We start from the raw sequence: 12,548 nt of genomic DNA, 5'->3' as shown, positions 1-12,548 counted from the left end.
TTATGATTAAATTTGAAGATAGGATTGGTAGCCTATGAAAAATTTACACAAAAGTCTGTAAAGGGTCGAAAAATAATGGAATTAGCAATATCTATACTAGGATACATAACACAGTTTACACAAGTCGTTGGATGGAGGATAAATTTACTCTTAGGGACTTTTCTTTTTGTAAGTTTATCAGCTTTTACATTTTCTGATGGCCTATATGCTAATGCTATCATTAGAGCTTTAGCCGCGATTGTTTGTTTTTTAGGCTTTTTAAATTGGAAAACATCTATTTACTATTTTAAAAAATGGCATTTGATACCTTATTTGATAGTAGTTTTGATTGTTGCTATGATTCAGATTCAGTTTACAAATAATCCTTTACCAATTTTAGATACTGTTGTTGCATCTATGGGTCTTATAGCAACATTCTTAATGGCAGTTAGAAGTATTTATTGTTGGCTTTTTTTGATTACATTAAATGCTTTAGAGACAGTAATGTTTTTTATGGTCCATAATTATTATCTATCACTAATGCAACTTGTATATATGCTAACATCTGTTATAGGTATTATCATCTGGAAAAAAAGAGGTGTTGATAGATCTTTGTCATAGTTTGCTCTTGAAGCTGTAGAAGAGTCATTATTTTAGATATAATTCACTTAGATAGCATAAATTTATAGTAGATACATATGTATAAAAAAACCTATATTTTAAATCCCTTAGTTAGTGAAAATGAATTTATTAAGCAAAAGCCTGAAGCTGTTGCACTACCTAAGTTTGAGGATGTTAAAGATAAGTTACCACAAGTTTATTGGCAAGATCATCAAGCTCATATTGATTGCTATTGGAAAGCATGGCAAATAGCATTTGATAATTTAAAACAACCTACACCAGAAAGTGGCTTTATTAAGAATTTTATTGATACTGCATATAATGGCAATATTTTTATGTGGGACACATCTTTTATGATGATGTTTGGTATCTATGGACGTAGAGCTTTTGATTTTCAAGCAACTTTAGATAACTTTTATGCAAAGCAGCATCCAGATGGTTTTATCTGTAGAGAGATAAGTGCCGAAACTGGTCAAGATTTGTTTCATAGGTATGATCTTGTAAGTACCGGACCAAACTTATTTCCATGGGCTGAATGGATATATTTTCAGCATACTTCTGATGTGGCTCGTTTAGAAAAGATCTTCCCAGTTTTAGTTGCATATCATAAGTGGCTTAAGGAATATCGTACTTGGAAGGATGGAAGTTACTTTTCAAGTGGCTGGGGTACAGGTATGGATAATCAGCCACGCTTAGAAGCAGGATATAACCAAAATTTTAGTCATGGTCATATGAGTTGGTTAGATACAAATTTACAGCAAATCCTCTCAGGTAAGATCTTGATGGCTATTGGTGAGGTGATCGAGAGATGGCAAGAGATCGAAGATATAATCGATGAGACTGAGGCTTTAGAAAAGTTTGTTAATGAACAGATGTATGATAAAAAAACTAAGTTTTATTATGACAGGTTAAAAGATGGTAGTTTAAATACAGCTAAATCTATAGGAGCTTTTTGGGGGCTTGAAGCTGAGATATTTTCTGAAAGTAGAGTTAAAAATATGTGCCAGTATCTAAGTGATGATAAGTACTTTAAAAGAGCTCATATGGTTCCATCACTATCACATGATGACGATAAGTATAATGATCTTGGCAGGTATTGGCAGGGCGGTGTATGGGCACCGACTAATTACATGCTTTTAAAAGGTTTAGAGAAGTACAATGAGCATCGTTTAGCTTTTGATATTGCCTTAAACCATAATACTAATGTTGTGAAAGTTTTTGAAGATACAGGAACTTTATGGGAGAATTATGCACCTGAAAAAATTGTCCCAGCAAAACCAGCAAAACCAGATTTCGTTGGTTGGACGGGTCTATCTGCAATAAATGTACTTATTGAAAATGTTTTTGGCGTTCAGCCAGACGTACCTAATAATGAAATTCATTGGCATATAAATCTAAAAGATGAGAAGTTTGGAGTATCTAATTATCCTTTTGGAGAAAAAAATACACTTAAACTATCTTGTGATAGCTCAATTATAGAAGAAGATGGCTTCCCTAAGTTGGAAATACAAGCTGAAGAGCCTATAACTATAAATGTTTATTTTGAGAATAATAAGAAAACTATAAAACTTTAATCTAAAAATTATATTGCTTCGTTTTCTTTATCACTATGAGTTAGTTTTGCAAAAGGCAGTACTAGTACTATAAGTACACATATTGTAAATCCAGTCACTATTGCAAAAGCAGTGACACCACCTATTGAGCCAAATAATATACCTAGTATTTTTGAAGATCCACTATCAAAAATAGCTCCAGCTATCATAACTAAGCTTATCATTAGTGCATGCTTTCCTCTTGGAAGACTAGTCATCATAAGAGATACAAGAGTAGGGTATACAGGACCAATAAGAATACCTAAGACAGGCAGCCCATATGCGATTATCGGTACACTAAATATGTTTGAAGCATCTACTCCAGCACCTGGAACAATATTGCTTAATGTTACAGCTATAAGTATCAAAGAGATAATAAAGTTAATAAAGAAATACTTATACCAAGATATATATCTAGTAAATATAGCGCCAATAAGTCTACCTAAACCTAAACCTAGGGTAAATAGGCTTGCTAGCTGAACACTTATGAATTTTGGAATTTCTAATATCTGATTATAGAAAGCAGCTAACCATGATCCAACTCCTTGTTCTAGAGATTCATAACAAGCAAATAAAATTAGAAAGATTATTAGAGTTACTAGTGGTAGAGTTAATATTTCTTTATATTGTTTAAGGATAGGCTTACTTTCTTGATCTTGTATGTTACTCTCATCAAATGGTGTAAATGTCCAAAGTAGGAATAAGATAAGACATAAAGCACAAATTACCCAGAAAGCATATGTCCAAAGAGCGGGATTTCTTTCTAGGAAGTATGAGAACATCCACATACCACCAAAGCTACCAAAAGTATATATTCCTTCCATGAGGTTTATAAAGCTGGCGTGCTCTTCTTTGGTGTCAGTTACAAGTCCTACAGAACTATATGCAACCACCTTTAAAACCACGTTTGAGATACCAATTAATACAAGATAACCTCGAATCATCCAAATAGAGTTTACAAAAGGGATGAAAAAGCAAAAAGCAAAAAGAACAACATAATTTAGCATTAAAGACTTTCTATATCCGACTCTCATCAGTAAAGCAAACATTACAAAAGATAGAACAATTCTAGTTAAGTTTTGGTAGCTCTCTAAGGATCCGGCGGCACTATGGGATATCTTATAGTATGTGACAGCTTGCATCACAAACGTAGGTAGACCACATGTTAGTATACTCAGACTAACAAAGGTCAGAATGATCTTAAATTTAGCTAATTGTTTTTCATTCATTGTAAAATTTCCTCGTAGTTATAAATTTTGATTATATCGTCTAAAAGTTCTTTGCTAGAGGTGGCTATTATATCGCCAGTATAATCCATAGTGAGCGTATCGCCATTTGCTGCAGCTATTGCACCTCCTGAGTTTTGTATCAGTTTGATAACAGGAAGGTAGTCGTAAGTATCTAACATAGGTTTTATTACTATGTCTATACTTCCCATAGCAAGCAAACCAAAAGCATAAGCTTCGGCTTCCCATGCAACTATTTTTGCTTGATTACGAATATCTTTAATAAAGTTAGTTTTATTCTCAAAAAGATATGGAGAAGATAAAATAATCTTAGTGTCTTGAAGAGATTTTTTACCACTAGTTTTTATAATAGTATCTTTGTTGTATATGGATTTATTGTTATATGCTGTCCATCTTTCATTAGTAAATGGCTGATCAACAAGACTAAATATAGCCTCACCTTTATAAAATAGTCCTATTAGAATACAGAAAAGTGGTCTTCCTAAAATATAACTATCGGTGCCATCTATTGGATCAACTATCCACATATAGTCTGAATTTGGATTTACTGTACTTTCTTCTTCGCCAATTATGCCATGATCAGGAAAGTTCTCTAATATTGTTTCTCTAATGATTCTCTCAGCTTGTTGATCTGCTAGAGTTACAAGAGAGTTGTCATCTTTTGATACTATTGTATTAGCTTTACGATAATACTTATTAAGAATTACGCCAGCTTTATCCGCGGCTGTATTTATAGTCCTAATAATTTTTTCTGTGATCATTATTTTGGGTTAGAGAAATAAATATCTATTTATGAGTTTGACAAAGATTTTGCTATTTTTCTAGAAAGTATTTTGTTTAAATGACAAAGTTTTAAAGAATATTTAATTTGTAGTTTTTATACATATATATTTTTAGGGACAATATTGTTAAAATTATCTGCATTAATTTTTCTATAAATTTACATATTTACAGCATCATAAAGGCTTAAACAAATGAATAAAAACTATAATCCAAAAGAAATAGAACAGTCTAATTATCAAAATTGGGAAGCTTCAGGTAAGTTTGCTTGTGGGAATACAAATTCTAAAGATACATTTGCAGTAATGCTACCACCACCTAATGTCACAGGTACGCTACATATGGGACATGGTTTCCAGATGACTTTGATGGATATTCTTACACGATTTAATCGTATGACGGGTAAAGACACACTTTGGCAACCAGGTACTGATCATGCTGGTATTGCGACACAAATGGTAGTTGAAAGACAACTTAATGCCCAAGGTATCTCAAGACATGACTTGGGACGTGAAAATTTTGTAAGTAAAGTTTGGGAGTGGAAAGAACTATCAGGTGGCACTATCACATCACAAATGCGTAGAATCGGAGCATCTCCAGATTGGGATCGTGAGAGATTTACAATGGATGATGGCTTATCTGATGCTGTTAAGAAGTGTTTTATCAAATTATACGAAGATGGTTTAGCATATCGTGGTGAGAGACTAGTAAACTGGGACCCTAAGCTAAAAACAGCAGTTTCAGACTTAGAGGTTGCCCAGATAGATAAACAGGGTTCTTTATGGCATTTTATATATCCGGTGGCTGATAGTGATGAGAAGATTATAATTGCAACAACTCGTCCAGAGACAATGCTTGGTGATATGGCTGTTGCAGTTCATCCAGAAGATGAAAGATATACTCATTTAGTAGGTAAAATGATAAATCTACCACTTACGAATAGACAAATTCCAATTATAGCAGATGACTATGTTGAGAAAGATTTTGGTACAGGTTGTGTAAAGATTACTCCAGCTCATGACTTTAACGATTATGAAATGGGTAAAAGACATGATTTACCAATGATGAATATCTTAACAGATGATGCAGCCCTAAATACAAATGTACCGTCAAAATATCAAGGTTTAGATAGATTTGCAGCACGTAAGCAGATAGTTGCTGATATGGATGCACTAGGCTTGTTAGATAAGATAGAGCCACATGCTCTTAAAGTGCCTACTGGTGATAGAACAGGAGAAGTTTTAGAGCCATATTTAACTAAGCAATGGTTTGTTAAAGCGGATGTGCTTGCAAAACCTGCGATAGAAGCTGTAGAGAATGGTACGGTGAGATTTGTACCTGATAATTGGAAAAATACATATTTTTCTTGGATGAGAGATATTCAAGATTGGTGTGTATCACGTCAACTTTGGTGGGGACACAGAATCCCTGCTTGGTATGATGACGCTGGTAATGCTTATGTTGGTGAAGATGAAGCAGATGTTAGAGCTAAGTATAACCTATCTGATGATGTAGCTATCAGACAAGATGAAGATGTATTTGATACATGGTTCTCATCGGCATTATGGCCATTTAGCACATTAGGTTGGCCTGAGAAGACTCCTGAATTAGAGAAATATTATCCAACAAGTGTGCTTGTAACTGGTTTTGATATTATCTTTTTCTGGGTGGCTAGAATGATGATGTTTGGTATGTACTTTATGAATGATGTACCGTTTAGAGATATCTATATCACGGGGCTTATTCGTGATAGTGAAGGTCAAAAAATGTCTAAATCTAAAGGTAATGTTTTAGATCCTGTGGATTTGATAGATGGTATTACATTAGATGAACTTTTGCAAAAGAGAACTACTGGTCTAATGCAGCCACAAATGAAAGCTAAAATTGAGAAGGCAACGAAGAAAGAGTTCCCAGAAGGTATAAGTGCTTATGGCTCAGATGCAGTGAGATTTACGTATGCCGCATTAGCTTCTACATCTCGTGATATTAGTTTTGATACTGCTAGGGTAGAGGGGTATCGTAACTTCTGTAACAAGCTTTGGAATGCTTCAAGATTTGTGATGATGAATTTAGATGATTATAAAGTTTGTGATAATTATGAGCTAGGTGTTGCAGATAAGTGGATTTGGAGTGTTTTAAATAGTGCTGTAGCTGATATACATAGACAACTTGCTAATTATCGCTTTGATATGGTGGCAAATACTATTTATGATCTTGTGTGGAATAATTATTGTGACTGGTATGTTGAGTTTGCTAAGGTTGCTTTAAAAGATGAATCTTTATCTGAGAAGCAAAAAAATGGTGTTAAATATACTCTTACTAAAGTTCTAGAGAATATCCTTGCTTTAGCACACCCATTAATACCATTTATTACAGAGAGTATTTATCAGCAATTAAAAACTCATCTTGATAATGCTAAAGAGACAATTATGGATGTTAGCTATCCTGTAGCTACTCAAGATTTAGAAGCTCCAGAAGCTGAAAAAGCTATTACATGGTTACAAAGTGTTGTAACAACTTTACGTAATATGCGTAGTGAAGTGGGTATCAAGCCATCTTTAGAGATTTCTTTAATTGTTAAAGATGTTGCTGATACAGATAAAGAATATCTTGCTCAAACAGAAGGCTTTATAAAAGCATTAGCTAGGATAAATAATATTGAGTTTAATGATAATCCTCCAACATCTTTATCGCAAATTGTTGAAGGACTTGAGTTGAACATTCCATTAGCAGGCTTGGTTGATATTGAGGCTGAAAAAGCAAGATTAGATAAAGAGCTAGATAAGCTAAAAGGCGAGGTTGCAAGGGTTGAGAAGAAACTCTCTAATGAAAGATTTGTCTCAAATGCTCCAGAGGCTGTAGTTGCTGCAGAGAAAGGTAAGCTTGCTAAGTATCAAGAGCTATATACTAAAACGCTTGAGAAGAAAGAGGCTCTGGTTTAATACATAGTAATTTATTAATATTTTGAGAATATTTTTTGTATCAAAAAACAATCTAGCAAATTTTATATTGAAACAATTCGTTTTCTAGTTTAATCTAAAAAAGTTCATTTATATGATAATTTAAACTTTTAGGACACAGGCTTTAGTATGAAAAAAGCATATATATTACTTGATTATATTTTAAAGAACTTATTTATGGCGATATTCTGGTTTGTATCTGGTCTTATCATTGGCTATATAACAGTATATTTGACATCATCTAAAGAGGTTTTCAATATCTTAAAAGCAAATGGCTTTATTTGGACATCAGTTTATGGTGCAATAAAAGTATCTGGAGTTTTATCTATTATATTTGCAATTATCTTTGCAGTATTTGATGAAAATAAGAAGTTTTTGATTGCTCCAATGATATTAACAGTTATAGTTTTATTTTTTATCCAACACTTTCTTGGTTATTGTATTCTAGAACTTTTAACGTTAGTGTAGAGATATGCTAAAGGAATTATTTGATAATATTTGGATTTGTGATGGAGAATAGAAAGTTCATTTCCAATTCCTGTATCATACAAGAATTTTACGCTTTGTTATTTATATGTAACTCTTTGAAATATCTGTGGTATATCTTATATATTTAAAATATAACAAAATCTACTGTTAACCATATGTTAATTTATTATTAATTAATGTACTTTGTTAAGTATCGGTTTTGAGTACATAGATTAGTTAATTGAATAAAAAAATACTATTTAGCTTATGTTTATTAATATTTGTGGATGCTATAGGGGCTGGGTTAATATTTCCTATAATGCCAGAACTGTTTTTAAATTCACAATATGGTTTAGTTAAATCGAATAGTTTTTTATCAAGTAATATCCTATATGGATTATCATTTGGTTTATTTCCACTAGCTAGTTTCTTTGGGATGCCTTTATTAGGGTCATTATCTGATCAATATGGTAGAAGGAAAATAATGCTATTAGGCTTAGTAGGTATATGTCTAAGTGACTTATTAGCATGTTTCTCAATTTTAGTAAGAGATCCATATATATTTCTATTATCTAGATTAACAATGGGATTTTGTTCAGGAACTTATATAGTAGCTAATGCAGTGATAGCAGATTTAAGTACAAGTGTTAAATCAAAGATGAATAACTTTAGATGGCCAATGTTATCCTCTATAGCTGGATTTGTATTAGGGCCATTAATAGGAAGTAGTTCTGTTATAGCAAAAGGTATATATTCATTAACTACTCCTTTTATCATAGTTCTTTGTTTATCTTTATTTAATCTAGCTCTAATATATTTATCTTTTAGAGATATTAGTTTAGATAAGTCGTTAGAAAAAACAAAAACATTTAAAGCTCAAGTTAGAGCAATTATTGATATCTTTACAGATAAATCATTAAGGTTTTTAACTATAAGCTATAGTTTATTTCAATTTGCCATAGGACTATTTATACAATCAATATCATTATTTTTAGCAAGTAGCTTTAATTATAGTACTAAGATTATAGGCATATTCTTTACAGTAATGTGTTTAGGTTTAACACTAAATATATTGATAATTCAACCAATTCTAACTAAGTATGTAGAAGTTCGTAGGCTTATTATATTTAGCATAGTAATTATATCGATAATGCTTTTGATACAGGGCTTATCTATTTATATAGGTAATGGTGTAAATATTAAGGCAATCATCTGGGTAGCATCTTTAGTACTTTATATATTCATGCCATTTTCTAATACAGGATATATGGCTGTTTATTCTGATTATACAGATAAAAAAGAACAGGGTAAAGCCATGGGAAGTTTAGGCCAGATAACCTCATTGATGATGTTTATAGCATCATTCTTTATTGGCTTTTTAGTATTAGCACACGAGCCAATATTATTAATATTAGCGGGTATATTAGCCTTGATAGGCGCATTGTTATTATATATACAGTTTTTGGAGAGAGATGTATGAAAGAGATAAAAGAGTTACCAATATCAGAATATCAGAAGAGATTTTTTTTAGAATGGGCTATTGATCCTGAGAGTACAAAATATAATATTTCTTTAGTATATAAAATAACAGGTAATCTTGATAAAAAAGCTTTAAAAAAAGCATGTGAGAAGTTTACTCAGGATAATGAAGTTGTTCATGCTAGATATTCTAAAGATGGAGAGAAGTGTTTTTACGGGAATTATAAAATAGATGATTTTTTATTACTAAATTCCAAATTTATTTTTTAATTTTACCTTCTAATAATATACTTTTTCAGGAGTATTATAATTTAAGTTTTGGTGTAGTTTATCTTTATTAAATAGTTATAATTTATAGTGGTACGGTTTTTTCGGATAGGTATCTAAGAGGGTAAAATAGGTGTCTCAAATTGACGGGGTAGATCACAACAGATAATATGCGCTATTTGGGTAATATAACTACAGATAATCATGATAGAACTACAACAGTTTCTTTAGAGTGTTTTACGGCTGAAATCAACCAAGAGATTAAGCCTTGCTCTGAGATCTCAGCAATCAAATGGTTTGACTTTAATGATACAGAACTTGTTGCACCAGCTGTGCTTGAGGTTATTACTAAATATAAAAGTGGCGAGTGGTAAGTTTAGACATAGTTAATCCAAATACTTTTTAAAACAATTTGTCATCCTATAGTTTGACCATATGATCAACTCATTATGAGCCTTAAAATTAGATTCTATAATCAAGTCGTAGAATAACAGAAACTTTTTGGATTAATTATATATTTAAAGTTTTTAGTGTTTTATTATTAAGCAGTTAAATACAATTCACAATTTTTCTAAATACAGATTTAAAGTATTAAATAAACTTATAAGCTAGTATAAACTTTGATTAAAGTGATAAATAAATTATCAAAAAATATGCAAAGAAAAGATCTGCTAAAAGTAGTCAAAAGAGTTGTTGTAAAAGTTGGTACTAGCACTTTAACTCACCAAACAGGCTTGTTAAATATTTATCGAATAGAAAAACTTGTTAGACAGCTAGCAGACCTTCATAATCAAGGATTTGAAATAATACTTGTAACCTCTGGAGCTGTTGGTGCTGGTATGGGTAAGTTAGGCCTACAACAAAGGCCAAAAACTCTACCTGAGAAGCAAGCTATAGCTGCTGTTGGACAAGTAGCTTTGATTCATCTGTATCAAAAGCTTTTCTCTGAATATGGTAAGAATATAGCACAACTGCTTTTAACAAAAGATGATATTGCTAATAGAGAAAGGTACTTAAATGCGCGTAATGCTTTTTCAGCTTTATTAGCAAAAGGAGTTATCCCAATAGTTAATGAAAATGATGCTGTAGTTATTGATGAAATAAAAGTAGGTGATAATGATACCTTATCTGCATTAGTTGCAAATCTAATAGATGCTGATCTATTGGTTTTACTTTCAGATATTGATGGCTTATATACGGTAAACCCACATATGGATAGCTCAGCAAAACTTTTAAATATTATTTTAGAAATTTCAGATGATATTCGAGCAATGGCTGGCGATGTTGGCTCTAAGTTTGGTACAGGTGGTATGGTATCTAAGATTAAAGCAGCTGAGATTGCTGTAGCTGGTGGAGTTAATATGATTATTGCTAATGGAGAAGATCCTAAAATTCTTTTGGGTATAGTTTCAGGTGAGGATATAGGGACATTATTTGCAAAAAATAACAAAAAAGGAATCACAGCTAAAAAACATTGGATAACATACAGTAGTCATAAGCGTGGGGAAGTTGTGATTGATCAAGGAGCTGTCATAGCACTAAGACAAAAGAAAAGTCTTTTACCCTGTGGGATTGCTTTAATAAGTGGAGATTTTCAAAAGGGTGCTACAGTTAGTATTAGTGATACTAATCAGCAAGAGATAGCTACAGGTCTAGTTAACTATTCATCACAAGACTTAGCAAAAATAAAAGGCTGTAAAAGTTCTGAAATTGCTAATATTTTAGGCTATCGTGATTATAATGAGGTTATCCATGTCGATAATATGTTTTTAAAGGAGCATTAGATGAGTATATCTATTTTAGAAATGGGTAAAAATGCTAAACAAGCTGCAAAAGAGCTGGCTAAATTAAATACAGAGCTTAAAAATAATGTTTTATATCAGCTAGAGAAGTCTCTATTAGATAATGTTGAGTATATTTTGCAGGAAAATCAAAAAGATATAGGTAATGCTAAAGATAATAGTCTCTCAAAAGCATTTGTTGATAGATTGATACTAACCTCAGCTCGAATAAAATCTATGGCTCAAGGAGTCAGGAAAATTACTGACTTTGCAGATCCTGCTGGTAAGATTGAGAAAGGCTTTAAGCATCCAAAAGGAATGAGCATATCTCAAGTTAGGGTGCCACTAGGTGTTATAGCAATGATTTTTGAATCACGACCAAATGTCACTATAGATGCTGGAGCATTAGCCCTGAAATCAGGTAATGCCATTATCCTTAGAGGAGGTTCTGATGCTTTGCATACAAATATAGCTTTGAAAAATATTTTCCAAGATGTATGTGAAAAGTATGGGTTATCAAAAAATATAGTACAGTTAGTCGAGGATATTGCTAGAGAGCGTGTAACAGAGCTAATAAAACTCGATAAATATATTGATGTGATAATTCCAAGAGGTGGTAAAAGTCTTAAAAAAGCTATCCAACAGCAAGCTACTATCCCTATGATAGAAACGGGAGCAGGTATTTGCCATACGTATATTGATGAGTTTGCAGATTTAGATACGGCTATAAAGATAGTCATAAATGCAAAAACCCAGCGTCCTGGAGTTTGTAATGCTTTAGAGACTCTTTTGGTTCATCAAAATATAGCAGAGAAATTTTTACCAAAATTAGAAACTGAACTTATTAAATGTAATGTAGAGTTAAGAGCGGATAGCGAGAGTTTGAAATATCTAGAAAATGCCACATTAGCAATATCAGAAGATTGGGATACTGAATATTTAGATTTGGTACTGTCTATCAAAACAGTAGCAAATATTAATAAAGCTGTAGAGCACATTAATACTCACGGTAGCATGCATTCAGAAGCTATTGTTACTGAAAGCTACACCAATACAGAGGCTTTCTTAAATGAAGTCGATGCAGCTGCTGTATATGCTAATGTTTCAACTAGATTTACAGATGGTTCGGAGTTTGGTTTTGGCGGTGAGATTGGTATTAGTACACAGAAACTTCATGCTAGAGGACCCATGGGTATAAATGAGCTAACAACTCTAAAGTATATTGTTAGAGGCAATGGGCAGATTAGAGAATAAGCAAAGATTGTTTGTTATTAAGATATTTTCTAATGCTTATAACTAAATGGGTCTTTACAGATAATTGTGTAAATTTTAATTAGGTTATATATTTTAAATATAACAATAAGGGATTTACAG

General features: G+C 32.2%; 11 protein-coding genes. 9 read left to right on the top strand and 2 right to left on the bottom strand.

Annotated elements, in window-relative coordinates; all coding sequences use genetic code 11:
- Positions 1–75: 75 nt before the first annotated feature.
- Both AB8E56_RS09860 and AB8E56_RS09855 read left to right on the top strand, forming a co-directional pair.
- Positions 76–600 carry a nicotinamide mononucleotide transporter family protein gene (locus AB8E56_RS09860; RefSeq protein ID WP_329480595.1) on the top strand — a complete coding sequence of 175 codons (525 nt, stop codon included), beginning with the start codon at positions 76–78 and terminating at the stop codon, positions 598–600.
- 77 nt (positions 601–677) lie between these two features.
- Positions 678–2,174, top strand: a complete 1,497-nt coding sequence (locus tag AB8E56_RS09855; RefSeq protein WP_329480593.1) for a trehalase family glycosidase — start codon at positions 678–680, stop codon at positions 2,172–2,174.
- Between the two features lie 8 nt (positions 2,175–2,182).
- On the opposite strand, the gene AB8E56_RS09850 is transcribed toward AB8E56_RS09855, so the two are convergent.
- Positions 2,183–3,421 (bottom strand): MFS transporter, encoded by a 1,239-nt coding sequence (locus AB8E56_RS09850; protein WP_329480591.1) that lies wholly within the window; start codon positions 3,419–3,421, stop codon positions 2,183–2,185.
- Positions 3,418–4,200: an inositol monophosphatase family protein gene (locus AB8E56_RS09845; RefSeq protein WP_329480589.1), complete on the bottom strand. Its 783-nt coding sequence runs from the start codon at positions 4,198–4,200 to the stop codon at positions 3,418–3,420. The genes AB8E56_RS09850 and AB8E56_RS09845 overlap by 4 nt, the downstream gene beginning before the upstream one ends.
- Positions 4,201–4,413: 213 nt before the next feature.
- Here AB8E56_RS09845 and AB8E56_RS09840 point away from each other — a divergent pair, with 213 nt between their 5' ends.
- The 7 genes from AB8E56_RS09840 to AB8E56_RS09810 all read left to right on the top strand — a co-directional run bounded on the left by AB8E56_RS09840 (position 4,414) and on the right by AB8E56_RS09810 (position 12,428).
- Complete coding sequence (locus AB8E56_RS09840) at positions 4,414–7,161, top strand: valine--tRNA ligase (RefSeq protein WP_329480587.1); 2,748 nt, start codon at positions 4,414–4,416, stop codon at positions 7,159–7,161.
- 147 nt (positions 7,162–7,308) lie between these two features.
- A complete protein-coding gene (locus AB8E56_RS09835) occupies positions 7,309–7,647 on the top strand; it encodes a hypothetical protein (protein ID WP_329480585.1) in 339 nt (112 codons plus the stop codon).
- A 241-nt stretch (positions 7,648–7,888) separates the two neighbouring features.
- Positions 7,889–9,127: an MFS transporter gene (locus AB8E56_RS09830; RefSeq protein WP_329480583.1), complete on the top strand. Its 1,239-nt coding sequence runs from the start codon at positions 7,889–7,891 to the stop codon at positions 9,125–9,127.
- Positions 9,124–9,396 (top strand): condensation domain-containing protein, encoded by a 273-nt coding sequence (locus AB8E56_RS09825; protein ID WP_329480581.1) that lies wholly within the window; start codon positions 9,124–9,126, stop codon positions 9,394–9,396. Before AB8E56_RS09830 ends, AB8E56_RS09825 begins: the two co-directional genes overlap by 4 nt.
- Before the next feature lie 167 nt (positions 9,397–9,563).
- Positions 9,564–9,767 (top strand): hypothetical protein, encoded by a 204-nt coding sequence (locus tag AB8E56_RS09820; protein ID WP_329480579.1) that lies wholly within the window; start codon positions 9,564–9,566, stop codon positions 9,765–9,767.
- Between the two features lie 279 nt (positions 9,768–10,046).
- Positions 10,047–11,177 carry a glutamate 5-kinase gene (gene proB, locus AB8E56_RS09815; protein ID WP_329480577.1) on the top strand — a complete coding sequence of 377 codons (1,131 nt, stop codon included), beginning with the start codon at positions 10,047–10,049 and terminating at the stop codon, positions 11,175–11,177.
- Positions 11,178–12,428 carry a glutamate-5-semialdehyde dehydrogenase gene (locus tag AB8E56_RS09810; RefSeq protein ID WP_329480575.1) on the top strand — a complete coding sequence of 417 codons (1,251 nt, stop codon included), beginning with the start codon at positions 11,178–11,180 and terminating at the stop codon, positions 12,426–12,428.
- The last annotated feature ends 120 nt before the right edge of the window (positions 12,429–12,548 follow it).

The organism is Francisella sp. 19X1-34 (assembly GCF_041102755.1).
Classification (GTDB): Bacteria; Pseudomonadota; Gammaproteobacteria; order Francisellales; family Francisellaceae; genus Francisella.
The sequence above is the reverse complement of the archived record's forward strand: the minus strand, read 5'-3'. Positions and strand labels throughout refer to the sequence as shown.